This window comes from Pseudomonas sp. UYEF17, from assembly GCF_040546125.1.
Classification (GTDB): domain Bacteria; phylum Pseudomonadota; class Gammaproteobacteria; order Pseudomonadales; family Pseudomonadaceae; genus Aquipseudomonas; species Aquipseudomonas putida_Z.
The window spans coordinates 1-24648 of sequence record NZ_JBEPNE010000005.1; the positions used below are offsets into that span (position 1 = coordinate 1).

Annotated in this window: 26 protein-coding genes; 17 read left to right on the forward strand and 9 right to left on the reverse strand. The window is 59.2% G+C overall.

Annotation, left to right across the window (positions count from 1 at the left end):
- Positions 1-250: 250 nt before the first annotated feature.
- Both ABIB24_RS09740 and ABIB24_RS09745 read right to left on the reverse strand, forming a co-directional pair.
- Positions 251-1156, reverse strand: coding sequence for a cation diffusion facilitator family transporter (locus ABIB24_RS09740; RefSeq protein ID WP_047595902.1), 906 nt, complete (start codon positions 1154-1156; stop codon positions 251-253).
- A gap of 55 nt (positions 1157-1211) precedes the next feature.
- Complete coding sequence (locus ABIB24_RS09745; RefSeq protein WP_224459391.1) at positions 1212-1412, reverse strand: zinc ribbon domain-containing protein; 201 nt, start codon at positions 1410-1412, stop codon at positions 1212-1214.
- Between ABIB24_RS09745 and ABIB24_RS09750 the strand changes: the two genes are divergently transcribed.
- A complete protein-coding gene (locus tag ABIB24_RS09750; protein WP_224459398.1) occupies positions 1383-1541 on the forward strand; it encodes a hypothetical protein in 159 nt (52 codons plus the stop codon). The genes ABIB24_RS09745 and ABIB24_RS09750 overlap by 30 nt on opposite strands.
- A gap of 507 nt (positions 1542-2048) precedes the next feature.
- Positions 2049-3746 carry a phosphoethanolamine transferase gene (locus ABIB24_RS09755; protein WP_044047182.1) on the forward strand — a complete coding sequence of 566 codons (1698 nt, stop codon included), beginning with the start codon at positions 2049-2051 and terminating at the stop codon, positions 3744-3746.
- A 209-nt stretch (positions 3747-3955) separates the two neighbouring features.
- On the opposite strand, the gene ABIB24_RS09760 is transcribed toward ABIB24_RS09755, so the two are convergent.
- Positions 3956-4498 carry a flavin-containing monooxygenase gene (locus tag ABIB24_RS09760; RefSeq protein ID WP_013974864.1) on the reverse strand — a complete coding sequence of 181 codons (543 nt, stop codon included), beginning with the start codon at positions 4496-4498 and terminating at the stop codon, positions 3956-3958.
- Between the two features lie 42 nt (positions 4499-4540).
- Entirely contained in the window at positions 4541-4879 is a 339-nt protein-coding gene (locus ABIB24_RS09765) for an ArsR/SmtB family transcription factor (RefSeq protein ID WP_013974863.1), read from the reverse strand.
- Between the two features lie 115 nt (positions 4880-4994).
- On the opposite strand from ABIB24_RS09765, the gene ABIB24_RS09770 reads away from it, so the two are divergent.
- The 8 genes from ABIB24_RS09770 to arsJ are packed head-to-tail and all read left to right on the forward strand — an operon-like array spanning position 4995 to position 10858.
- Positions 4995-5408 (forward strand): arsenate reductase ArsC, encoded by a 414-nt coding sequence (locus tag ABIB24_RS09770; protein WP_044047181.1) that lies wholly within the window; start codon positions 4995-4997, stop codon positions 5406-5408.
- Between the two features lie 8 nt (positions 5409-5416).
- A complete protein-coding gene (locus ABIB24_RS09775; protein WP_044047180.1) occupies positions 5417-5773 on the forward strand; it encodes a metalloregulator ArsR/SmtB family transcription factor in 357 nt (118 codons plus the stop codon).
- A gap of 19 nt (positions 5774-5792) precedes the next feature.
- Positions 5793-6263, forward strand: coding sequence for an arsenate reductase ArsC (locus ABIB24_RS09780; RefSeq protein WP_044047179.1), 471 nt, complete (start codon positions 5793-5795; stop codon positions 6261-6263).
- Between the two features lie 18 nt (positions 6264-6281).
- Positions 6282-7343 carry an ACR3 family arsenite efflux transporter gene (gene arsB / locus ABIB24_RS09785; protein ID WP_054912979.1) on the forward strand — a complete coding sequence of 354 codons (1062 nt, stop codon included), beginning with the start codon at positions 6282-6284 and terminating at the stop codon, positions 7341-7343.
- Positions 7344-7346: 3 nt separating this feature from the next.
- Positions 7347-8063 carry an arsenical resistance protein ArsH gene (gene arsH, locus ABIB24_RS09790; protein WP_013974858.1) on the forward strand — a complete coding sequence of 239 codons (717 nt, stop codon included), beginning with the start codon at positions 7347-7349 and terminating at the stop codon, positions 8061-8063.
- 12 nt (positions 8064-8075) lie between these two features.
- The gene (locus tag ABIB24_RS09795; RefSeq protein WP_013974857.1) at positions 8076-8579 is read left to right on the forward strand and encodes a cyclin-dependent kinase inhibitor 3 family protein; all 504 of its coding nucleotides are present in this window, start codon (positions 8076-8078) and stop codon (positions 8577-8579) included.
- A 32-nt stretch (positions 8580-8611) separates the two neighbouring features.
- Entirely contained in the window at positions 8612-9616 is a 1005-nt protein-coding gene (locus tag ABIB24_RS09800; protein WP_013974856.1) for an ArsJ-associated glyceraldehyde-3-phosphate dehydrogenase, read from the forward strand.
- A gap of 9 nt (positions 9617-9625) precedes the next feature.
- Complete coding sequence (arsJ, locus tag ABIB24_RS09805) at positions 9626-10858, forward strand: organoarsenical effux MFS transporter ArsJ (protein WP_044047293.1); 1233 nt, start codon at positions 9626-9628, stop codon at positions 10856-10858.
- A gap of 607 nt (positions 10859-11465) precedes the next feature.
- Here the strand turns inward: arsJ and lpdA are convergent.
- Positions 11466-12866, reverse strand: a complete 1401-nt coding sequence (gene lpdA / locus ABIB24_RS09810; RefSeq protein WP_286918187.1) for a dihydrolipoyl dehydrogenase — start codon at positions 12864-12866, stop codon at positions 11466-11468.
- Positions 12867-13073: 207 nt separating this feature from the next.
- Here lpdA and cfaB point away from each other — a divergent pair, with 207 nt between their 5' ends.
- Positions 13074-14258, forward strand: coding sequence for a C17 cyclopropane fatty acid synthase CfaB (gene cfaB, locus ABIB24_RS09815; RefSeq protein ID WP_025341157.1), 1185 nt, complete (start codon positions 13074-13076; stop codon positions 14256-14258).
- A gap of 141 nt (positions 14259-14399) precedes the next feature.
- Here the strand turns inward: cfaB and cls are convergent, their stop codons facing one another.
- Positions 14400-15839, reverse strand: coding sequence for a cardiolipin synthase (gene cls, locus ABIB24_RS09820; protein WP_274079278.1), 1440 nt, complete (start codon positions 15837-15839; stop codon positions 14400-14402).
- A 131-nt stretch (positions 15840-15970) separates the two neighbouring features.
- Here cls and ABIB24_RS09825 point away from each other — a divergent pair, with 131 nt between their 5' ends.
- The gene (locus tag ABIB24_RS09825) at positions 15971-16498 is read left to right on the forward strand and encodes a DUF3617 domain-containing protein (protein WP_015272374.1); all 528 of its coding nucleotides are present in this window, start codon (positions 15971-15973) and stop codon (positions 16496-16498) included.
- Here ABIB24_RS09825 and folE2 read toward each other — a convergent pair.
- The gene (gene folE2 / locus ABIB24_RS09830; RefSeq protein WP_025341155.1) at positions 16482-17387 is read right to left on the reverse strand and encodes a GTP cyclohydrolase FolE2; all 906 of its coding nucleotides are present in this window, start codon (positions 17385-17387) and stop codon (positions 16482-16484) included. The genes ABIB24_RS09825 and folE2 overlap by 17 nt on opposite strands.
- 202 nt (positions 17388-17589) lie before the next feature.
- Here folE2 and zigA point away from each other — a divergent pair, with 202 nt between their 5' ends.
- The 3 genes from zigA to ABIB24_RS09845 are packed head-to-tail and all read left to right on the forward strand — an operon-like array spanning position 17590 to position 20433.
- Positions 17590-18798 carry a zinc metallochaperone GTPase ZigA gene (gene zigA, locus ABIB24_RS09835; protein ID WP_354316388.1) on the forward strand — a complete coding sequence of 403 codons (1209 nt, stop codon included), beginning with the start codon at positions 17590-17592 and terminating at the stop codon, positions 18796-18798.
- Positions 18795-19421: a DUF1826 domain-containing protein gene (locus tag ABIB24_RS09840; RefSeq protein ID WP_274079279.1), complete on the forward strand. Its 627-nt coding sequence runs from the start codon at positions 18795-18797 to the stop codon at positions 19419-19421. The genes zigA and ABIB24_RS09840 overlap by 4 nt, the downstream gene beginning before the upstream one ends.
- Positions 19422-19461: 40 nt before the next feature.
- On the forward strand, positions 19462-20433 hold the full coding sequence (locus ABIB24_RS09845) for a CobW family GTP-binding protein (RefSeq protein ID WP_274079280.1): 972 nt from the start codon (positions 19462-19464) through the stop codon (positions 20431-20433).
- Here ABIB24_RS09845 and ABIB24_RS09850 read toward each other — a convergent pair whose 3' ends face one another.
- Complete coding sequence (locus ABIB24_RS09850; protein ID WP_015272369.1) at positions 20434-20826, reverse strand: DUF3301 domain-containing protein; 393 nt, start codon at positions 20824-20826, stop codon at positions 20434-20436.
- Positions 20827-20946: 120 nt separating this feature from the next.
- On the opposite strand from ABIB24_RS09850, the gene pdxY reads away from it, so the two are divergent.
- Positions 20947-21819, forward strand: a complete 873-nt coding sequence (gene pdxY, locus ABIB24_RS09855; RefSeq protein WP_025341151.1) for a pyridoxal kinase PdxY — start codon at positions 20947-20949, stop codon at positions 21817-21819.
- On the opposite strand, the gene ABIB24_RS09860 is transcribed toward pdxY, so the two are convergent.
- A complete protein-coding gene (locus ABIB24_RS09860; protein WP_003260046.1) occupies positions 21816-22301 on the reverse strand; it encodes an acyl-CoA thioesterase in 486 nt (161 codons plus the stop codon). The two genes, pdxY and ABIB24_RS09860, sit on opposite strands and share 4 nt — an antisense overlap.
- 342 nt (positions 22302-22643) lie before the next feature.
- Between ABIB24_RS09860 and ABIB24_RS09865 the strand changes: the two genes are divergently transcribed.
- Positions 22644-24404: a cation:proton antiporter gene (locus ABIB24_RS09865; protein WP_274079281.1), complete on the forward strand. Its 1761-nt coding sequence runs from the start codon at positions 22644-22646 to the stop codon at positions 24402-24404.
- Positions 24405-24648: the final 244 nt, after the last annotated feature.

Here is a 24648-nt window from a genome sequence, read left to right on the forward strand (position 1 = left end):
TGCTGCAATTCCTGTCGCCGCTGGGCTGGGAGCACATCAACCTCACCGGCGATTACGTCTGGCGGCAGAGCCGCAGACTGGAAGACGGGAAGTTTCGGCCCCTACGGATGCCCGGAAAACCTTAGCGTACGATTTTTTCCGAATTCTGCGAGCCCCCCTGCTTCTGCTGTCGCCTATCCATCCTTACCTTTCCTCGACAACACCCCCCCGACGTTGGCGGCGGTGTGTTGATCAGGTGTCTACCGGCCGATCAATGCGACGGCGACGGAACGTTCTCGTGGAAAGCTGCGCGCTCGATCTGAATGGTGCAGTGATGGATTTCGAACGCGTCGCTGACTGCATCCACGACGGCCGCTAGCACAGCATCTCCATCTGCTGCGTCTCGGACGACCACGTGCGACGTCATCACGTTGCTTCCGCTGCTGACGGCCCAAACGTGCAAGTCATGGACATCCGTGACGCCGTCGACCTTGAGGATCGTGGCCTCGATTGCCGCCACGTTGAGCCCCCGGGGTACACCTTCCATAAGAATCCCCAGGCTCTCTCGAAGCAATTGCCAAGTCCGCGGCAATACCCAAAGGCCGATCGCTACGGCGACAACCGTGTCGACCCAGGTCCAGCCGGTAAAGCGGATAATGAGGGCTGCGATGATCACGCCCAACGATCCGAGCATGTCGCTCCAGACTTCGAGGTAGGCGCCTTTGACGTTGAGGCTCTCGTTGCTGGCAGATGCCAGCAGTCGCATTGAAATCAGGTTGATGATCAGGCCGACAATTGCGATCCACATCATCGCCCCGGTGGCGATCTCCGCCGGCATGAAGAAGCGCTGGTAGGCCTCGTACAAGATGTACATCGCCACCAGGAAGAGCAGCACGGCGTTGAACGTGGAGGCTAGGATCTCCAACCGCGCATAGCCAAAGGTTCTTTTCTGATCCGCCGGCCGCTTTGCGATCTGAAGCGCAATCAACGAAATTGCCAAAGCGGCGGTGTCGGTGAACATGTGAGACGCATCCGACAGCAACGCCAGGCTGCCGGTAATCCATGCGCCGATCACTTCAGCGATCATGAAGCTACCGGTCAGGACCAATGCCATGACTAGTTTCTTCTGATGCCCCTCACGAAGCGCGGCACTGCCATGATCATGATTCGATCCCACGTATTTCTCCTTGCACAGGGTAGTGGTCGCGTTGGATTTCCAGTGTGGCCATGCGCTAATGGGTGGCTTGGCCGCACTGGCTGCAGAATTTTGCTCCTGCTGTCAGGGATGAGCCGCAGGCCGTGCAACCACTCGATAGTGGTGTTCCGCAGTTTAGACAAAAGCGTGCGGACGGGGCGTTTGCGGTCCGGCAGTGCCTGCAAGTCTGCAGATCTTTGATTGGGGCTTGAGCTATTACGCGACCATCCTCAATCACCCGGTCATTACTGTCGCAGGATTGCTGCTGCTCGAAGCGACCATGCCGGTCATGTCGATCACTCCCGTGCCCACTACCGTGATGCTTGCCACCGCCGTGGTTGCCACGGCCGTGGTGGCCGCCCAATAAATTTTTGAGAAAACTCATGGTATTCGTCCCTCATCGATAGGTGACATCAGCACGAGCAAAAGGTGAAAGAAGTGTTCTGCTCGTTAGAATGACTTTTAAGTTAAAGTAAAAGTTCAAAATTAGCGTACGACAAAACGAAGCTGGTTTGTTTATGAAATTTAATTTAATTCGCCAGATGGCATTGACTACTCAAAGAGTCGGACCTGTCCGATTTTTTATCATAGCCTGAGCATTTACAATCGAAAAAGTCATTATCGCGATTCTGTCAGCATTGTAATCGCGAAGTCATCATGACGTTATCGTGTGGCGGAAATAATGCGCCTAGCGAGAGCTAATTTCTCATTTAATCCTATGCCTCACACATCCTAAGCGTCCTCAGGCTAAGGGGATCAAGGTCTCTGGCGCTCTGTACGGCCTGATTCGCTCAGTGTCTGTCGATGGCTTGCCGTTTAGCTCCCGACTATTCATAACCAGCGCCATGGATGAGCAGCTCCCTAGAGTTTGATAATGACACCTTCTAAATCCATTGTTCACATCCTGTTAAGTAAATGGATCCATGCTATTCGCAAAGTTAGACAGGAAGGCATCAGCACCAATTTACTCATCGCGCTAGTAACTTTTTGGTTGTTGTTGTTCGTGAACGCTGAGCTTTGGCGTGTGCTCTGGCGCCTGGCATTCAACACTGATGAAGTTAACTGGTTGCTCGCCGCCAGCCTGCCAGTCGTAGTGTTCGTTTGGGTGTTCACCGTACTTAGCTTGCTGTCATGGTCAAGACTCGCAAAACCTCTGCTGTGCCTGGTGCTGATCAGCGCGTCGTTCGCCAGCTACTTCATGAGTGCTTACGGCATCGTCATTGATTACACGATGTTCACCAACGTCGTGGAGACCGACGTCGGTGAGGTGTCCGAGCTACTGAACTGGAAACTTGGCCTCTGGGTGGCAATGGTAGGGGTATTGCCCGTCTACCTGATCTGTCTGGTGCCCCTGCGACGCAAGCCCTGGACCAAAGCGTTGGGTAGCAGACTCATCGTCCTGTCGCTCGCACTGGTAACCCTTGCTGGTATCGTGCTGAGCCAGTACCAGTCTTATGCCTCCCTCCTACGCAACAATCGGGAGATCCGGCTCATTCTGGTTCCCACCAATTTGTTTGCTGCCGGTCATGGTTACCTGAAACGCAAGCTGGCCACACCGAAAGCGCTGACCTCCATTGGTACCGACGCCGTGGTGACCAGGCAGGGAGCGGCTCGCAAACCCAAGCTGCTGGTACTGGCAGTGGGGGAAACCGCACGTTCCGCCAACTTCTCCCTTAATGGCTACTCCCGCGATACGAATCCAGAGCTGGAAAAGCGCAATGTCATCAGCTTCTCGAATGTGAGCTCGTGCGGCACTGCCACTGCGGTTTCCCTGCCATGCATGTTCTTGGACGTCGGGAGGGATGAGTACAAGGACGGCTTGGCCAAGAGCCGAGAAGGGCTGCTCGATGTGCTTCAGCGGGCAGGCATCAGTGTCATGTGGACTGATAACAATTCGGGCTGCAAAGGGGTCTGTGATCGGGTGCCAAACCACAAGGCTACCCAACACGCAGATGCTCAACTGTGTACCAGCGACGAGTGCAAGGACGGGGTGCTGCTTTCGGAGATGGAGGACTTCATCAAGCGTCAGGAAGGCGATGCAGTCCTGGTGCTCCACTACAAAGGTAGTCACGGCCCGGCCTACTACAAGCGCTACCCCCCGCAGTTCAAGAAATTCGGGCCGGTCTGCGAGACCAATGAGCTCGACAAATGTAAGCAGCAGGAGGTGATCAATGCCTACGACAATTCGATCCTCTACACCGACTACGTGACGGCCGGGCTGATCGACATCCTGGCTGCGAATACCAAATTCGACACTGCGCTCATGTACGTCTCAGATCACGGAGAGTCACTGGGAGAGGGTGGTCTTTACCTGCATGGGCTGCCCTATGCGATGGCCCCAGATGAGCAAACCAAGGTGCCATTGGTGCTCTGGATGTCTGATTCTCTCGCGAAAAGCGAACGCCTCAATGTGGGCTGCTTGAAAGCACAGACGAGCTCGCCACTGAGCCACGACAACCTGTTCCACACCGTACTCGGGATGATGAACGTCCAGACATCCTCGTATCGCTCAGCTCTTGATTTTACTGCCCCTTGCAAGACTTTGACCGGAAGCACCTACTCAGGCCTCTAATGCTGCAACGGGCTGAACACGTGAGGTCGATAGCGATTCCACATCGAGCTGCTTTGACAGCAGCCAGAAGCTCGACTAACTACATAGCAGTACTCAACAACCCAAGCGGAAAAGGAAATTTGCATGAGCATCAAGCCAGGCCCTAAACGCACCAACGAAGATGGCACTCCGGACAAGAGGCAGCGGGTCACGCCTGAGAAGCAGAAGGATCACCCAGACCTGAAACCCCACAAGCATAAAAAGGGGGAGTAGGGCAGAAAAGCAGCTTTTCGGAGCTGCTTTTTTATCTGCAGACAGTGTCCTGAAAAGCTCTCTAGCCCAGGAATGTCAGGCATGAAAGGACGGCTGAAGCCACCTGATGCCACTACCACAGCACGCGTAGTGAAATTCGCTCCGTTGGCGGTGCGAACCTCAAATGCCTTGCCCTTCTGTACGACCGCCACCACTCGGGTACCGCCCTGAAAAGGGAGCTGAAACTCGGCGGCGTATGCCTCCAGGTACTGCACCACTTCATTTCGCACCGGGTAGTCCTTGGGATCGCCAAGAAACGCTCGCCCCGGCAGCGCTGAGTACTCCGATGGTGAGAACAACTGCAAGCTTTCGTAGTAGTTACGCCAGTTACCGCCCGGGGATGTCTGCTCATCCAAGATGAGGTAATCCAAGCCGTGCTGCTGTAAATGCCAGCCAGTCGCCAAACCTGCTTGCCCACCACCGATAACGACCACATCCAGAACGCGATCCAACTCATTCATATATGCGCACTCATGCATATCTAAAGGCAAAAAAAGGCCGGACTACGGACAGCAGATCGATACTAGACCTTTGGTTCGCTGGAGCAGGCCCTCCAGTCGCTCGACGATCGACCCACCATTTACTTCATAGAACACCTGCCGACCCACCTTGGTGGCCTTCACGATCTTGGCGTCATGCAATACCTGCAGGTGCCTGGAGATCACCGAGCGCTCCTGTGGCAGCTCTTTGGCGATTTCGCCGACATCCGCCCGGCCGAGCAAAAGTACGCGCTTGAAAACCGCGACTCTGGAAGGCTCGCAAAGCGCTTTGAAGAAGGTCTCGTCTAGCGACTCGATGGCGGCTTCGATGGCTTGAGCACGGAGATTTTGGTTGGTCGTCATGCAGCCAATATATGTGCATGAACGCGCACATGTAAAGCCACCCATCATCGAGGGGTTGCGACACATTCGAAAAAGCGTATATTCGAAAAACCATATACACTCAGGGTACCAAGTGATGACTGGCAAGACCCGCGTTCTGTTTGTTTGCACCGCAAACGCCGCTCGCTCCCAGCTCGCCGAAGCTTTGCTCCGGCACACAGACCCTGTGCATTTCGAAGTTTTTAGCGCAGGTACCCAGCCTGGCCAAGTCGATCCGCGCACCTATGACGCCCTCGAATATCTCGATATCGATACCAAGGCTCTACGCAGCAAGTCCATCGACGAGTTTGCAGGGGAACGGTTCGACTACTTGATTACGCTCTGCGACAAGGCAGCCCATGAGTGCCTTACTTTGCCTGCCCTCGGCGAGGTTCTGGCGTGGAACTTCGAAGACCCTGTTACCAGTGACCAACACGATGCCTTCCGACGCACGCTTCATGAGATTCATGAGCGCATCAAAATGTTCGTCCTCGTGAAAACTAAACACTGAGAATTGCTATGACTGACTCGCTGACACCTACCAAGGTTTTCAAATGCCTCGCCGACGAGAACCGCATTCGGATGATGCTGCTGATCTCTCGCGAGGAAGAACTCTGCGTCTGTGAACTGACCTGCGCGCTGGAAGAAAGCCAGCCCAAGGTTTCCCGCCACCTGGCGCAACTGCGCACGTGTGACCTGCTGGAAGACCGGCGTCAGGGCCAGTGGGTTTATTACCGCCTGCATCCATCGCTTCCCGGCTGGGTACGTGAGGTCCTGGCGACGACGCTGGAGGCCAACCGCGAATGGCTGAGTGCTAGCACTAAACGACTGGACACAATGGGTGACCGCCCTCAACGCGTCGCCTCCTGCTGCTGATCATTGCCGAGAAAAACCGATGAAAGTTCTGTTCCTCTGCACCGCCAATAGCTGCCGCAGCATCCTCTCCGAGGCTGTTTTCAATCATCTGGCCCCGGCCGGCATGAAGGCCTACAGCGCCGGCAGCCAGCCAAAGGGTGATGTGCACCCGCTGTCCATCACCGCGCTGCAGCGTGCTGGTATCTCCACCGAGGGCCTCAGCAGCAAGTCAAGTGACGCGCATGCCGAGCTGGCACCGGACTTTGTCATCACCGTCTGCGACAAGGCCGCTGGCGAAGCCTGCCCCGTGTTCTTCGGACCAGCAGTGAAAGCCCACTGGGGGCTTTCTGACCCTTCTGACCAGCAGGGCAACACCGCCGAACTGGACGCAGCGTTCGACGTCACGCTTGAGCAGATCAAACGACGCCTCAATGCATTCCTCGCGCTGCCTTTCGAACAATTGGATGCCGCCCAGCTTAAGGCCGAGCTGGCCCGTATCGGAACGCTCTGACGTTTAGGGAGATCCACCATGAGCAAAAGCCGACTTTCCTTTCTAGACCGCTACCTGACGGTGTGGATCTTTCTGGCCATGGGCCTGGGCATTGGTCTGGGCAGCCTGTTCCAGGGATTGCCTGCGTGGCTGAATAGCCTGTCGGTAGGCTCGACAAACATCCCCATCGCCATTGGCCTCATCGTAATGATGTACCCACCTCTGGCGAAGGTGAAATACGAGGAGTTGCCACAGGTATTCAAGGACAAGCGCATCCTTGCCCTGTCGCTGATCCAGAACTGGGTGATCGGCCCGGTCCTGATGTTCGGGCTGGCCGTTGTCTTCCTTTCCGACAAGCCTGAGTACATGACCGGCCTGATCCTCATCGGCTTGGCACGCTGCATCGCCATGGTGCTGGTGTGGAACCAGATCGCCGGTGGCAACAACCAGTACGTGGCGGGTCTGGTCGCCTTCAACAGCATTTTCCAGATCCTGTTCTTTAGCGTGTACGCCTGGATCTTCCTGGGGCTGTTGCCGCCGCTGTTTGGCCTTGAAGGTAGCGTCATTGAGACCAGCTTCCTCGATATCGCCCAATCGGTGCTGATCTACCTGGGCATCCCGTTCCTGGCTGGTTTCCTGACCCGCAAGATCCTGATCAGCAGCAAGGGCGAGACCTGGTACCAGGAGCGATTCATCCCGAAGATCAGCCCGCTGACCCTTGTGGCGTTGCTGCTGACCATCGTCGCCATGTTCAGCCTGAAAGGCGACATGGTGCTGCAACTGCCGCTGGATGTGCTGCGCATCGCTATCCCGCTGACCATCTACTTCGTGGTGATGTTCTTCATCAGCTTCTGGATGGGCAAGCTGTTGGAAGCTGACTACCCACGTACCACGGCGCTGGCGTTCACTGCAGCGAGCAACAATTTCGAACTGGCCATTGCCGTGGCCATCGCCACCTTCGGCCTTGCCTCGCCGGTCGCGTTTGCCACCGTCATCGGGCCCTTGGTGGAAGTGCCGGTACTGATCTCCCTGGTGGGCGTGGCCTTGTGGCTCAAGCGCCGCTGGTTCGATCAGCCATCTGGCGCCTTGACTCAGGAGTAAATCATGACCGAACACCATATCCCGAATATCGACAACGATCTGGTCGACCTGCCGACAGCAGACAAACTGGCAGTCGAGCAAAAGTCCACCCATAACCCTCGCATCCTGCTGCTGTACGGATCGACCCGCGAACGCTCGTTCAGCCGCCTGCTGACGGAAGAAGCGGCACGCCTGCTGGAGCACTTCGGTGCCGAGACGCGGATCTTCAATCCGACCGGGCTGCCACTGGCGGATGACGTGCCCGATGACCACCCCATAGTCAAGGAGCTGCGCGACCTGGTGCTGTGGTCGGAAGGCATGGTCTGGTGCTCGCCAGAGCGCCACGGCGCGATGACTGGCGTGTTCAAGTCGCAGATCGACTGGATTCCACTGAGCATGGGCGCCGTGCGCCCCACTCAAGGCAAAACCCTCGCGGTGATGCAGGTCTGCGGCGGCTCGCAGTCTTTCAACGTGGTCAACCAGCTGCGCGTCCTCGGCCGCTGGATGCGCATGTTCACCATCCCTAACCAGTCGTCCGTGCCGAAGGCCTATCTGGAATTCGACGAGGCGGGTCGCATGAAACCCTCTTCGTACTACGACCGTGTTGTCGACGTAATGGAGGAGCTGGTGAAGTTCACCCTGCTGCTTCGTGATCGCTCCGACTACCTGGTCGATCGCTACTCCGAACGTAAAGAGTCGGCTGAAGAACTATCCAAGCGTGTCAATCAACGATCCATTTGAGGCTTTGTGAGCATGCAATTGCACCCGTATTCAGTGTTGGCTAATTCCGAACTGGTCGGCCAGCTGATCTTCACTCCGTGCCCAGGTACCAAGGAGACATCGGTATCTCAGGCTCTGGCAACGTTGCACGATGCCGGCGCAAGCGCGCTGGTAACCCTGATGCCGAGTGAAGAACTGCTGCAGAACGAGATCGATCTGCTTCCCGAGGAGTGCCAACTGCTGGGCCTCGAATGGTTCCACCTGCCGGTCGAGGATGACGAAGCGCCCGGTGAGCCGTTTGCGGCCGCCTGGAAGGCTCACCGGGAACGCCTGAAAGAGCTGGTGATGACCGGTAAGACGATCGCCATTCACTGCAAGGGCGGCTCTGGCCGCACCGGCCTGTTTGCCGCCCGCCTGATGATCGAGTGCGGCATCCCTGTGCAGGAAGCTGTTTCCCAGGTCCAGGCCCTGCGTCCACGTGCGATCCAGAACCCTGCGCACGTTGGGTATATCAACCAGTTCAGCGACACCCTCTGACCTTTCGCTAATCGCGATTCGAGAAAAAGAACATGGCTATCAAAGTAGGTATCAATGGGTTTGGCCGTATTGGTCGCTTGGCGCTTCGCGCCTCCTGGGACTGGCCGGAATTCGAGTTTGTGCAGATCAATGACCCGGCCGGTGACGCCGAGACCCATGCCCATCTGATCAACTTCGATTCGATCCACGGACGCTGGCACCGTGAAGCCCGCGCAGAGGGCGACGCGGTAGTGATCGAGGGCAAGCGCATCAAGGTCACCGCCAACAAGACCATCGCGGACACCGACTGGTCGGGCTGTGACTTGGTCATCGAGGCCAGCGGCAAGATGAAGTCGGTAGCCGTACTCCAGGCCTACCTGGATCAAGGCGTCAAACGTGTGGTCGTCTGCGCTCCAGTGAAGGAGAAAGGCGCACTGAACGTGGTGATGGGCGTCAACCAGCACCTATTCGACCCGGCGCAGCATCGTATCGTCACCGCCGCTTCCTGCACCACTAACTGCCTGGCCCCGGTGGTCAAGGTGATTCACGAGAACCTGGGCATACGCCACGGCTCGATCACCACCATTCACGACCTCACCAATACCCAGAGCATTCTGGATACACCGCACAAGGACCTGCGTCGCGCCCGAGCCTCGGGCATGAGCCTGATCCCGACCACCACGGGATCTGCCACCGCAATCGCCGAGATCTTCCCCGAGCTACGCGGCAAGCTGAATGGTCACGCCGTACGTGTACCACTGGCCAACGCCTCGCTGACCGACTGCGTGTTCGAAGTGGAACGTGAGACAACGGCTGAAGAGGTCAACGCGCTGCTGAAAGCCGCAACCGAAGGACCGCTGAAGGACATCCTGGGCTACGAAGAACGCCCCTTGGTGTCCATCGACTACCGCACCGATCCGCGGTCCTCGATCATCGATGCGCTGTCCACCCTCGTAGTCAACGGTACCCAAGTGAAGATCTACGCCTGGTACGACAACGAGTGGGGCTACGCCAACCGTGCGGTTGAACTAGCACGCCTGGTCGGCGCAGCGGAGTAAATGGCGATCATGAAGGCGTTGTCAGCCCTGTCTGCGGAAGTGCGTCAGTACCTGCTGGTTACCGGCAATTACTGGGCCTTCACCCTTACCGACGGCGCTTTGCGCATGCTGGTGGTACTGCACTTCCATTCGCTGGGCTACACGCCGCTGCAGATCGCGGCGCTGTTCCTGTTCTACGAAGTGTTCGGCGTGATCACTAACCTCGTGGGCGGCTACCTCGGCGCCCGCCTGGGGCTCAACCGCACCATGAACATCGGCCTTGGCATGCAGGTCTTCGCCCTGCTGATGCTCACGGTACCAGCAGCCTCGCTGACGGTGCCGTGGGTGATGGCGGCCCAGGCGCTCTCCGGCATCGCCAAGGACCTGAACAAAATGAGCGCCAAGAGCTCCATCAAGCTCCTGGTGCCGGACAGCCAGCAAGGCATCCTCTACAAATGGGTGGCCATCCTGACGGGCTCGAAGAACGCTCTCAAAGGCGTGGGTTTTTTCCTCGGGGGAGCATTGCTCGCGTTGCTCGGTTTCACCCAGGCGGTGCTGGCCATGGCGGCGGTGCTGGCCCTGATCTGGATCGGTAGTCTGATGCTGCTGAAAAAGGACTTGGGCAAGGCCAAGGCCAAACCGAAGTTCCGCGACATGCTGTCCAAGAGCCGGGCCATCAACATCCTCTCGGCCGCACGGCTGGTTTTGTTCGGTGCGCGGGATATCTGGTTCGTCGTGGCACTACCGGTGTACCTGAGCTCTGCGTTTGGCTGGGACTTCTGGCTGGTCGGCGGTTTCTTGGCCGTCTGGGTAATCGGCTATGGCATCGTCCAGTCGTTTGCCCCCCATATCACCGGCAAGAGGCGTGGTCATGTACCCGATGGCCGAGCAGCCTTCATCTGGGCAATCGCTCTGGCCGGACTGCCTGCGCTCATTGCCGTGGGCCTGTCGGCAGGCTGGTCGGCAAAGGTAGTCTTGCTCGGTGGGTTGATGCTGTTCGGTGTGCTGTTCGCCGTGAACTCATCGCTGCACAGCTACCTGATCGTCAGTTATGCCAAGGAAGATGGCGTCTCCCTGGATGTAGGCTTCTACTACATGTCCAACGCCCTCGGTCGTTTGGTCGGCACACTGCTGTCAGGTTGGGTGTTTCAGGCCTATGGGTTGGAGGCTTGCTTGTGGGTTTCCAGCGTCTTCGTATTGGTCGCTGCACTCATCTCGATTGCTCTGCCCAGGCACACTGAAATGGCACAGCAGACGCACTGATCTGAGAGGAAATGCGGAAGCCATCAGGCCTTCGCTTTCATCACAAAGTGCTCCATTTCTGCTGCGGTATTTCGGGCCGTGCGGGACACCCCGTTCACAGAACGTGTTGCTTACGCGCCTCCGCCACAGGCGGGACCATCATGACATCGCCCAACCCACCGACTGGCTGGTCAATGACGCGCCCGGGGAGTTTTTCTCTAGCGCAACCGTCCTGGCACAGTTCAATTCTCTAACTCCACTGTCTCCGTTCCAAGCACAAAAGATACCATCATAATTTTTTCGGGTTTTTTCCGAGGCGTACCCCTGCGATTTTTCTCCGGCTGAACCTTTGCTGTGACAACCGTTATTGTTGTGACAACCTTTATTAAACGAAAACCCCCGAGATTTTTTGAAAAGCGATGCTTTGTGACAACCTTTAATTTCGCTTCCACAGGATCAACCTCCCCGCTAGGCCGCGAATTTCCAGAGGTTTTGTGACAGAGTTTATTAATAAGCAACATTTGCGCCCCATCGCGACACAAGGCCGCTCCTACAGGAGAACGCAATTTCCTGTAGGAGCGGCCTTGTGTCGCGATGGGCTGCAAAGCAGCCCCCCGGCTATCTCACATCAAATCTGCATCGCCATCCCGTCCACATTCATCGCTGCCTGGCGCAAGGCCTCGGAGCGGGTCGGGTGGGGGTGGCAGGTGAGGGCGATGTCTTCCGCCGAGGCCGAGAACTCCATGGCCACGCAGAACTCACCGATCATCTCGCTGACACTTGGGCCTACCAGGTGCACACCCAGCACTTCGTCGGTCTCGGCATCGGCGATGACCTTGGCGAAGCCTTCGGTCTCGTGGTTGATCTTGGCCCGGCTGTTGGCCGTGAACGGGAACTTGCCGACTTTATAGGCACGCCCTTCGGCCTTGAGCTGCTCTTCGGTCTTGCCCACGGTGGCCAGCTCCGGGCGGGTGTAGATCACGCCAGGGATAAGGTTGTAGTTGACCTCGTGGGGCTTGCCGGCGATGCGTTCGATGCAGGCCACCGCTTCGTCTTCGGCTTTGTGCGCCAGCATCGGGCCGGAGGTGACGTCGCCAATCACCCAGATACCCGGCACGGAAGTGCGGTGGTGGTCGTTGCCGAGCATGCCGCGCTTGTCGGTTTCCAGGCCCACGCTTTCCAGGTTCAGCCCTTTGGTATAGGGGCGGCGGCCAATGGCGACCAGTACGTAGTCGGCCTGCAGCGTTTCTGCGGTGCCACCGGCGGCCGGCTCCAGGGTCAGGCTCACGCCTTCGGCGCTGGCGCTGGCCTGGGTCACCTTGCTGCCCAGCTTGAACACCATGCCTTGCTTGGCCAGGGCCTTCTGCAGGGTCTTGGCGGTTTCTTCGTCGGTGCCCGGGCAGATGCGGTCGAGGTATTCGATGACCGTGACCTGGCTGCCCAGGCGGCGCCATACCGAACCCAGCTCAAGGCCGATCACGCCGGCGCCGATGACGACCAGGTGCTTGGGCACCTGTGGCAGCGACAGCGCGCCGGTCGAGTCGATGATGCGCTGGTTGTCGATGGTCACGCCTGGCAGGGGCGTAGGTTCGGAGCCGGTGGCAATGACAATGTCCTTGGCCTGCAGTGCGGTTTCGCTACCGTCCTCAGCCTTGACCACGACCTTGCCGACGCCGTCCAGGCGGCCCCAGCCCTTGATCCAGTCGACCTTGTTCTTGCGGAACAGGTACTCGATGCCCTTGGTCAGGCCGGTCACGCTCTCGTCCTTCTGTTTCATCATCTGGGCGAGGTTGAGGGTAGGTTTGACTTCGATACCGAGGTGGGCGAACTCGTCACCACTGGCGGCTTCGTACAGCTCGGAAGCATGCAGCAATGCCTTGGAGGGCATGCAGCCCACGTTCAGGCAGGTGCCGCCCAAGGTCTGGCGGCCTTCCACGCAGGCTACGCTCAGGCCCAGTTGGCCGGCGCGGATGGCTGCGTTGTAGCCGCCAGGGCCACCGCCGATGATCACCACGTCATAGGATTTCATGGGTTCAACTCCAGGATGAAGAAGCGCAAGAGGGGCACAAGGTTAAGCTGAGATGCAAAAATTGTATACAATCTGCTGCGTGGATAAGATCAGTTGGTTCTAGACCATGGTCTCGTTTAGAGGAAACATCCCACGAATGAACTACTCTGATCCGGCGACGTTCGAAATATCAGGCGTCGTGGCCAAATACGGACAGGAGGGTCGTTCATGCTTGCGCAACTTCCACCGGCACTGCAGAGCCTGCATCTGCCGCTGCGGCTGAAACTGTGGGACGGTAACCAGTTCGATCTGGGGCCTAGCCCGCAGGTCACTATCCTGGTCAAGGAGCCACAGCTGATCAGCCAGTTGAGCCACCCGAGCATGGACCAGCTGGGCACAGCTTTCGTCGAAGGCAAGCTGGAGCTGGAGGGCGATATTGGTGAGGCCATCCGCGTATGCGATGAGCTGAGCGAAGCGCTACTGACCGATGAGGACGACGCCCCACCGGAGCGCCGGGCCCATGACAAGAGCACCGACGCCGAAGCCATTTCCTACCATTACGATGTTTCCAACGCGTTCTACCAGCTATGGCTGGATCAGGACATGGCCTACTCGTGCGCCTACTTCCGCGAGCCGGACAACACCCTGGATCAGGCACAGCAGGACAAATTCGATCATCTATGCCGCAAGCTGCGCCTGGACGCAGGTGAGTACCTGCTCGACGTCGGCTGCGGCTGGGGCGGGCTGGCGCGTTTCGCTGCTCGCGAATATGGCGCCAAGGTGTTTGGTATCACCTTGAGCAAGGAGCAACTCAAGCTCGGTCGCGAGCGGGTGAAGGCAGAGGGGTTGGCCGACAAGGTCGACCTGCAGATTCTCGACTATCGCGACCTGCCTCAGGATGGCCGCTTCGACAAGGTTGTCAGCGTTGGCATGTTCGAGCATGTCGGGCATGCCAACCTGGCGCTGTATAGCCAGAAGCTGTTCGGTGCCGTGAGGGAAGGGGGGCTGGTGATGAATCACGGTATCACCGCCAAGCATGTCGATGGCCGCCCGGTCGGGCGTGGCGCTGGCGAGTTCATCGATCGCTACGTCTTCCCCCATGGCGAGCTGCCGCACCTGTCGATGATCAGTGCCAGCATCTGTGAAGCGGGACTGGAGGTGGTAGACGTGGAAAGCCTGCGTTTGCACTACGCCAAGACCTTGCACCACTGGAGCGAGAACCTGGAGAACCAGCTGCACAAGGCGGCGGCGCTGGTGCCCGAGAAGACTTTGCGCATCTGGCGCCTGTACCTGGCCGGGTGTGCCTATGCCTTCCAGAAAGGCTGGATCAACCTGCATCAGATCCTGGCCGTGAAGCCGTACGCCGATGGGCACCATGACCTGCCTTGGACGCGTGAAGACCTGTATCGCTGAATTGCTCCAAAGCATGCAAGCGCGCCACCATACCCTGTGGGAGCGGGTTTACCCGCGAATGCGTCGGTACAGCCACTGACGTCTTCGCGGGTAAACCCGCTCCCACAAGGTCCGCGATAACCAGAGAGGGGCGTACTCGCATCAGAGAATCGGCGAAATCAGCCGCGCAATCCGCATCCCCAGTTGCTGCAGCCGATGAGTATCGCGGCTGTCCTCCGCAGTAATTTCCCGTGCCTGTTCAAAGTCATTGTTCAGCATGTCCTCGACCTGGTCAGCGAAGCCGCGGTCGACCGTGAGCAGGGTGATTTCGAAGTTCAGGCGGAAGGAGCGGTTGTCCAGGTTGGCACTGCCGATCGCGCTGACATCGTCATCCACCAGCACCACCTTCTGATGCAGGAAGCCCGGTTGGTAGCGGAACATGCGCACACCCGCACGTACCGCTTCGAAGGCGAAAAGGCTGGAGGCGGCATAGACGATGCGATGGTCTGGGCGTGACGGAATCAGCACTCGCACATCGACCCCACGCAGTACCGCCAAACGCAACGCGGCGAACACCGCCTCGTCGGGGATGAAGTACGGGCTGGTGATCCACACGCGCCGGGTGGCTGAATGGATCGCCTCAAGGAAGAACAGCGAGCAGGTTTCCTGTGGGTCGGCCGGGCCGCTGGCCAAGGCTTGGCACAGCACGCCGTTGTCCGGGTAGGCATCCGGCAGAATCAGCGGCGGTAGCTGGCGCGTGGCCCAGTACCAGTCTTCGGCGAACGATTCCTGCAGGCAGGCCAGCACTGGCCCGCTGATCTGCACATGGGTGTCGCGCCAGGGTGAGAGCTGCGGGTGGCCACCGAGGTACTCATCGCCCACGTTGTGCCCGCCGATGAAACCGAGCAAGCCATCCACCACCACGATCTTGCGGTGGTTACGGAAGTTCACCTGGAAGCGGTTGAACCAGCCACGACGGGTTGCGAAGGCATGAATCTGTACACCACCGTCGCGCAGCAACTGGCTGTAGCTTGCCGGCAAGGCATGGCTGCCGACACGGTCATACAGCACGAACACCCGCACACCCTCGGCGGCCTTGCGCAGCAGCAGTTGCTGCAGCGCTTTGCCAAGGTTGTCGTCATGGATGATGAAGAACTGCACCAACACCACGTCGCGGGCTTTTTCGATGGCGGCGAATATTGCATCGAATGTTGCGTTGCCATCGATCAGCAGCTTCACCTCGTTATTGGCAAGGCAGGGCATGCGCCCGAGCTTGGGCATGGCGCGCAACGCCGCATAGCTTTCCGACTCGCGGGCGGTAAGGGCTTCTTCTACCCAAGGCCGCCAGTTGAGGTTGGCCATGGCCACATGCATTTCCTGGTTGGCCTGGCGCCGGGCCTTGATGTAGGCATAGAACGAGCGCGCACCGAAGATCAGGTAAGGGATCAGAGTGAGGTAAGGGATAAAGAACAACGGCATGGCCCAGGCGATTGCGCCTTGGGCAGTGCGCACGGTGAACAGTGCGTGCAGTGCGGCGACGATACCCAGCAGGTGAACCAGGCCGAGTAGGTAACCGAAGAAGTAGGGGCTGTGGTAGTCCATATGCATCCTGCTTGCCGAGTACACTTGAGTAACAGAACACGTTCCCGGTCCGCCTTGCAACCTGCAGGTGGATTTGGCGTCTAAGGCTCAGCCCGGCCCGCTTGGCCGGCTTTTTCCAGGAGCGTTCGTCCATGAAGATTCGTCTGCCACTGTTGGCGTTGGCCCTAGGTGTGAGCAGCCCGCTGGTGCATGCTCAGATGCTACAGCCAGGTTTGTGGGAGCTGACCACCAGCAACATGCAGGTCGATGGCAAGCCGTTACCCGACATGGAGTTCATGCTCGGTCAGTTGAAGAACCTGCCGCCAGAGCAGCGCGCGATGATGGAAGGGGTGCTGGCCAAGCAGGGAGTGACTGTTGGGGGTAAGGGGGTGCGCTCGTGCCTGACGCCAGAACAGGTGGCAACCAACGATATCCCACTGCAGGACCCGAAGTCAGGGTGTACCCAGAAGATCACCGACCGCACCGGCAATGTGTGGAAGTTCCAGTTCAGCTGCCCCAAAGCGCAGGGCAGCGGCCAGGCGACTTTCCTCAGTGACCGGGAATTCACCACCCAGGTCAATGGAACCTTCAACGCCTCGGGTGTACAGCAGCAAGGCAGCATGAACACCCGTGCCGTGTGGTTGGGTAATGACTGCGGCTCGGTCAAGCCGCGCAGCTGACATCCCATTGCCACTGGCTGGTCGCGACAGCATCGTGGGCATGCAGGCTTTCTGCATGTTCCACGCGCAGCTTGAAGGCCGTGCTCCATTCCATTTGCCGTAGCGCCTTGTGCAGGCGTCGTGCGGCGTCTTCGCAGAACATCAGGTTCTGGCCGTTGGCCAAGGCAAAGGCTTGTTCGTCTGCGCGCTTCACTGCGGTCTGCACCGCCGTCCCCAGGCTTGCTTCTATCCGGTCGATCAACTCGGTGATTGGCAGAACCTGCTGATTGCTGCGCAGCCTTACCTGGATTTGCGCGTTACTACGTTGGCTATGGGGCGTCGCTACGATGCCTTCGGCGCTGCCAAGCCACTGTAGGACTGCAGATTTGTCGACCTGCTCGGCGCTGAAATGCGCCTGGAACTGCTGCTGAATCAGCTGCCGTGCAAGTGCAGCCGAGCATGGGCAGGTCGAGGAGTAAGGGATGGAAACGGATAGTTCCACGTGGAACATTTCATTTTCGATCCTTGCATCGACTGTGACGGCATAGCTTTTCCAACCCTCCAGCGGGCTGATCAATGCAGGCCTTTTTAGCAGATGCTCGAAGCGCAAACGCAGATAGGCGGCTGAAGAAAGGCCTTCGTGGCTGCTGAGGAAGTCAGCCAGCAGCTGGCGGATGGTGAGCGGCGTCAGAGGCTGATGCTCCAACGACTCCAGGGCGAGATAAAGCCGCGACATATGGATACCGCGTGCGCTGCCGTCTACCAGGCTAACGCCGGCATCGACAGTGGCAGCTGCTGTGCGCCCCTCGAACTGCACAGGTTGGGCGATCCCGCACATACCCACCCAGTTCAAAGGCAAGGCGTATTCATGGGTTTGTGCGGCAATGTCGGGGAGCTTGAGCTGAGTCATCTGCTATTCCAAACAAAAGGGAGATCAGCGGCCACCACCGATCAAGCTGCAATGCCGGGAGGGGTACCCTGGCACGTGGCGGGTTCATTTGTCCTCCCGGTGGGTACTCGTTCGTCACGAACGACTTGGCGAAATTGTATTGTTACTTTATAACATTGCGCAATGCATCGTTTCGAATGCGCTCGCCTGAAGAGGTTTCGCCATGTCCAACCGTCTCCCTGTCACCGTGCTGTCCGGCTTCCTTGGCGCCGGCAAGAGCACCTTGCTCAACCATGTGCTGCGTAACCGCGACAACCTGCGGGTTGCGGTCATCGTCAATGACATGAGCGAAATCAACATTGATGCCAGCGAGGTGCAGCGCAACGTAAGCCTCAACCGTGCCGAGGAGAAGCTGGTGGAGATGAGCAATGGCTGCATCTGCTGCACGCTGCGTGAAGACCTGCTCGAGGAAGTGGCGCGGCTGGCCGAAGAAGGGCGTTTCGATTATTTGCTGATCGAGTCCACGGGGATCTCGGAGCCACTACCGGTGGCCGAGACCTTCACCTTCCGCGACGAACAGGGCCGCAGCCTGTCCGACATGGCGCGTCTGTACACCATGGTCACTGTGGTCGATGGCCTGAACTTCCTGCGTGATTACCAGGCAGCAGACAGCCTGGCCAGCCGTGGCGAAACCCTGGGTGAGGAAGACGAGCGCTCGATCAGTGACTTGCTGATCGAGCAGGTCGAGTTCGCCGATGTACTGTTGCTGAGCAAGATCGACCTGATCAGCCAGCACGAACGCGAAGAGCTTATAGCCATTCTGCGCAGCCTCAATGCCCGGGCGCAGATCGTGCCCATGGTCATGGGCCAGGTACCGCTGGAACGCATCCTCGACACCGGCCTGTTCGACTTCGACCAGGCCGCCCAGGCACCGGGCTGGCTGCAAGAGTTGCGCGGCGAGCATGTGCCGGAAACCGAAGAGTACGGCATTGCCGCCACCACCTGGCAGGCCCGGCGCCCCTTTCATCCACAGCGCTTTTTCGACTTTATCCACACGCCCTGGAGCAATGGCCGACTGCTGCGTTCGAAAGGTTTTTTCTGGCTGGCCAGCAAATACCAGGAGGCCGGCAGCTGGTCGCAGGCAGGCGGCATGATGCGCCATGGCCTGGCGGGCCGCTGGTGGCGTTTCGTGCCCCGCGAGCAGTGGCCACAGGATGTGGATAACACCGCCGCGATCTTGAAGAACTGGGTTGCCGAGAGCGGTGACTGCCGCCAGGAACTGGTGTTCATCGGGCAGAATATTGACTTCGAAAAATTATCCACAGCACTCGATGCATGCCTTTTGACCGATCAGGAAATGGAATTGGGGCACATGGGCTGGTTGCGCCTGCCCGATCCGTTCGGTCCATGGCATGAGGAGGCGGCAGCATGAATCCGGCACGCAAGCCTGTGGGTATTTTTCAGGTATTTGGCGAGACACCGCAGGTGCTGACCGATGTGCTGCAGGATGGCGTGAACCTGGCGGTATGGCGCCGACGCTTGCCGCCACAACTGGAGGACTTTGCCGCGCTGGTAGTCAGCCTCGGCCAGCCCTTGGCAGACCAGCGCGTCATCGATGTGGACGAGCAGCACATGCCGGTATTCACCGAACTCTTGCGCGAAGCGGCCGACTTGCACGGCTATGAGGCATTCGTGGCGGATGTGGCCTGGCTGGTGGCGGCCTATACCTGCCTGGTGGGTGCGCAGCGGGTAGGTTTGCGCCTGCGGGTACTGACAGGCCCGATGTGCCCGCGCTTCCATGTGGATAACGTTCCGCTGCGTCTGCTCACTACCTACGCAGGCCCAGGTAGCGAGTGGTTGAAAGAGGACGCGAGCCCTCGTGGCAACTTACACACAGCAATACTGCCTGTGGATAACGTTCAGCACCTGCAAGCTGGCGACGTGGCTGTGCTCAAAGGTGAAAAGTGGCAGGGCAACGAAGGCGCGGGTCTGGTGCACCGCTCGCCCTCGGGGCAGCTGGGGCGCCTGCTGCTCAGCCTTGACTGGCTGGCCTGACAGCGCATAGTGAGGCATCCCCATCGCCCGAAGCCGCCCCATGCTGCAGAACATTCCCACCCACGTGATTGCCGGCCCGCTGGGGGCCGGCAAGACCACCCTGATCCGTCACCTGCTGGCCCAGCGCCCCGCCAATGAGCGCTGGGCGGTATTGATCAACGAATTCGGCCTGGTAGGCCTGGATGCGGCCTTGCTCAGCCGTGACGAAGACGGCATCGCCATCGGCGAGGTCGCAGGTGGCTGCCTGTGCTGCGTCAATGGCATGCCGTTTCAGGTGGGCCTGGGCCGACTGCTGCGCAAATCCCGCCCTGACCGGCTGTTCATCGAGCCGTCCGGGCTGGGTCATCCCTTGCAGTTGCTTGCTCAGTTGCAAAAAGCCCCTTGGGCTGGAGTGCTGACAATACAGCCCCTTCTGATGGTCGTGGACGCGCAGTCGATGGTCCGGAACGAGCAGCTTCCGGAGGCTCAACAGCAGGCGTTCAATGCTGCTGAAAGCGTTGTCTTGAACAAATCAGAGGCTGTGGATGAAAGTACTAAGTTGTTGATAACTAATAGATTTCATCAAAAGAAAATCTTCTGGGCCGTCCAAGGTAGGCTGCCCTTGTCGGACCTTCCGGCTGTAACTAATGGCATTGTCGACAGCTCGGTTGTGGATAACAGGATTGTCGACAATCTTGTAAATCCACCGACAGCGCTATGGGCAGACCCCGGGCAGCCGATCTGTCTTGCACAGCAGGGAGAGGGAGGTTGGAGCATCGGCTGGCGCTGGCACCCTGGCCAGCAGTTTTATCCACAGCGGCTGCAGGCGTTCTTGCGGGCTTGGCCGTGGCGGCGCGCGAAGGGGGTTATCCACAGCGTGGAGGGCTGGCAATCATTCAATGGCCTGAATGGGGACATGCCCGCCTGGCAGCCAAGCGACTGGCGCAGGGATACGCGTATCGAGCTGATTTTCGACCAGCCGCAATCGCAATCCGCGCTGCAGGCCGGGTTGAGCGAATGTCGTGTCAGCTGATCAGTTGCGCCAGCGGTTGTGCTCCTGGCGCCACTGCTGCATCTCGATGACATTGTCGGTGCGCGGTGGGGTCTTGATCTCGAAGGGGTAGGGCGCCAGTTCAATCTGCACGCTGTGGGCGCCGAACTGGGTCACGGTACCGGGGTGGCGCTGTTCGCCCGTGACGGTGAACTCGAATGCGTAGACGCGCGCCAGGCGCTTGCGGCCGTTGGCGTCACGGACAAAGGCGATACGCTTGAGAGCGACCGCGTCGTCGAGCAGTTCGAGGTCGAGCTTGGCGCAATGCTGTTTGACCCGTTCCAGGGCTTTCTCGCGCAACCCGTGGTTGTGCCACAACCAGGCGCCTGCCGTGGCGACCAGCATCAGGACGAAGAGGTTTTCCAGGGTCAACATTTGCGTATGCTCCAAACAGGTCGATCCAGCTTAACTGCGTCCCTGGCCTGTCGTACAGGTGGCAATCGAGTTCATACTGCGTTGCGCACAATCCCTGAAACAGCTTTGGAAACCTCCCGCATGAAACGTACCCCGCACCTGCTCGCCATCCAGTCCCACGTGGTGTTCGGCCACGCCGGCAACAGCGCCGCGGTGTTTCCCATGCAGCGTATCGGGGTCAATGTGTGGCCGCTCAATACCGTGCAGTTCTCCAATCACACACAGTATGGCCAGTGGGCGGGTGAAGTGCTTGCCCCCGCGCAAATTCCTGCGTTGGTGGAAGGCATTTCCAACATCGGCGAGCTGGGCCATTGCGACGCGGTGCTGTCCGGTTACCTGGGCAGCGCCGAACAAGGTCGGGCGATTCTGGCCGGCGTCGAGCGGATCAAGGCAGTCAACCCAAAGGCTTTGTACCTTTGCGACCCGGTCATGGGGCACCCTGAGAAGGGCTGCATCGTGCCAGCGGAAGTCAGCGAGTTCCTGCTCGACGAGGCGGCTGCCAGGGCTGACATCCTGTGCCCCAACCAGCTGGAACTGGACAGCTTCTGTGGCAGCCGAGCGCAGTCGCTGGAGGACTGCGTGAACATGGCGCGCAGCCTGTTGCAGCGCGGGCCGCAGGTGGTGCTGGTCAAGCACCTGGCCTACCCCGGGCGTGCCGAGGACCAGTTCGAGATGCTGCTGGTGACTGCCGAGCAAAGCTGGCACCTGCGCCGCCCGCTGCTGGCGTTCCCGCGGCAGCCGGTAGGGGTGGGTGACCTGACCTCAGGCCTGTTCCTGGCCCGCGTTCTGCTCGGCGACAGCTGGGTGCAGGCGTTCGAATTCACCGCTGCGGCCGTACACGAAGTGCTGCTCGAAACCCAGGCCTGCTCCAGCTATGAACTGCAGCTGGTGCGGGCCCAGGACCGCATTGCGCATCCAAGGGTGCGCTTCGAGGCACAGCCGCTGGCGCTTTAAATCGCGTCGGTTTTCAGGTCCTGGTAGCGCTTTTCCAGCTCCTGACGGATCTGTCGGCGCTGCTGGCCCTGCAGGAAGCGGCGCTTTTCTTCACTGCTTTGCGGCTGGCGCGGCGGTACCTGCACCGGGCGACGGTTGTCGTCGACCGCGACCATGGTGAAGAAGCAGCTGTTGGAATGGCGCACCGAGCGCTCGCGGATGTTCTCGGTCACCACCTTGATGCCCACCTCCATCGAGGTGTTGCCGGTGTAATTGACCGACGCCAGGAAGGTCACAAGTTCACCCACGTGCACCGGCTCGCGGAAGATCACCTGGTCGACCGACAGGGTGACTACATAGCTGCCGGCATAGCGGCTGGCGCACGCATAGGCCACTTCGTCGAGGTACTTGAGCAGGGTGCCGCCATGTACGTTGCCAGAAAAGTTGGCCATGTCCGGGGTCATCAGGACGGTCATGCTCAGCTGGGCGTTTCCAGGTTCCATAGTGTGCTCACGGTGAGGTTGCGCTGAATCGGGCGAATGGGGGGCATTATCTGCAGACACTTCTGTTCCCCTCTTTTGAATTTGCCTTCCTGGTACGGGACGTTGGCTGACGCTCCATCGTCACGCCGATCATGCCATCAGCGGCGCTTTTCCAGCCGATCTGTTTCTGCATATTGCACCGCCTTTTTGCGGCGGGGTGCGATGTTAACCTGACTACACCCATGCAACATGGGCTTTTCCTGCATTCAAACAGTATGTACTTGCTGCTCGCTCGGGGTTGCCTTGGCAGAGGAGCGGTCTGCCCAGGCATCCAGCAACGGACGAGAAAAGGAGTATCACGCCATGCATGCCATCAGCTTCATCCAGGACCTGGCAGTCATCATGCTGGTTGCTGGCGTGGTCACCATTCTCTTTCACCGCCTCAAGCAGCCTGTGGTGCTGGGCTACATCGTCGCCGGCTTCATCATCGGCCCGCACACCCCACCGTTCGGCCTGATCCACGACGAAGACACCATCAAGACCCTCGCCGAGCTGGGGGTGATCTTCCTGATGTTCTGCCTGGGGCTCGAATTCAGCTTGCGCAAGCTGTTCAGGGTAGGCGCCACGGCGTTCATCGCGGCGTTCCTGGAAATCGTGCTGATGATCTGGATCGGCTTCGAGATCGGCCGCTGGTTCGGCTGGAACACCATGGATTCGCTGTTCCTCGGCGCCATCCTGGCGATTTCCTCGACCACCATCATCGTCAAGGCGCTCAACGACCTGAAGATGAAGAACGAGCGTTTCGCCCAGCTGATATTCGGCGTGCTGATAGTCGAGGACATCCTCGGTATCGGCATCATCGCCCTGCTGTCGGGCATCGCCGTCAGCGGCACGGTCAGCTCGGGCGAGGTGTTCTCCACTGTCGGCAAGCTGTCGCTGTTCATGATCGTTGCGCTGGTCATCGGCATCCTGCTGGTGCCGCGCCTGCTGGCCTACGTGGCCAGGTTCGAAAGCAACGAGATGCTGCTGATAACCGTATTGGGCCTGTGCTTCGGCTTCTGCCTGCTGGTGGTGAAGCTCGAGTACAGCATGGTGCTTGGCGCCTTCCTGATTGGCGCGATCATGGCCGAATCGCGCCAGTTGCTGAAAATCGAGAGCCTGATCGAACCGGTACGCGACCTGTTCAGCGCCATCTTCTTCGTCGCCATCGGCCTGATGATCGACCCCCAGGTGCTGATCGACTACGCCTGGCCGATCGTGGTCATTACCCTGGCGGTGGTGTTGGGCAAGATGTTGTCGTGTGGCATGGGCGCGTTCATTGCCGGAAATGACGGGCGCACATCGCTGCGGGTGGGCATGGGGCTTTCGCAGATTGGCGAGTTTTCCTTCATCATCGCCGCGCTGGGCATGACCCTGCAGGTGACCAGCGACTTCCTGTACCCGGTGGCTGTGGCGGTATCGGCAATCACCACGCTGCTGACACCCTACCTGATCCGTGCCGCCGACCCGCTGTCGCTCAAGCTGGGCAAGGTGGTGCCCAGCCGCCTGGCGCGGGTGTTGTCGTTGTATGGCGAATGGTTGCGCAGCATCCAGCCGCAGGGCGAGGGCGCCATGCTCGCGGCGATGATCCGGCGCATCCTGTTGCAGGTTGGGGTGAACCTGGCGCTGGTGATCGCCATCTTCTTCAGTGGTGGCTATTTCGCCGGGCGGATCGGCAACTGGCTCAGCGAGTGGGTCAGCGATGCCAGCCAACAGAAAGCGCTGATCTGGGGCGCAGCGCTATTGCTGTCGCTGCCATTCCTGATTGCCGCCTATCGAAAGCTCAAGGCGCTGTCGATGCTGTTGGCAGAGATGGGCGTCAAGCCAGAAACGGCCGGGCGGCATACCCAGCGCGTGCGCCGTGTGATTGCCGAGGTGATCCCGCTGTTGTCGCTGCTGGTGATTTTCCTGCTGCTGTCGGCGCTGTCGGCGAGCATTCTGCCAACCAGCGAACTGCTGCTGGTGATTGCCGTGGTGGCTGCGGTGGTGGTGGCCTTGCTGTGGCGCTGGTTTATCCGCGTGCATACGCGCATGCAGATTGCCTTGCTGGAGACGCTGGAGAACAGCCGCGAGAATACGCACTGAAGGGGCAATGCTCCCTGCGCAAGATTTCACCGTCGTCCGAGGGGATGGAGCGGTAGCGATGTCGCCAGGCGCAGAAAGCCTGGCGATTTTAACTACATTGATGGCACTGGGCCATATCTTTCCTGTCTCAGACCCCAGAGCTCAATTCGTAAGCGCGACGCGGCCCCTGTGGGAGCGGGCGTGCCCGCGAAGAATTCAGCGCGGGGTTGGCACCGGCTGCGCCGGTGTTCGCGGGCGCGCCCGC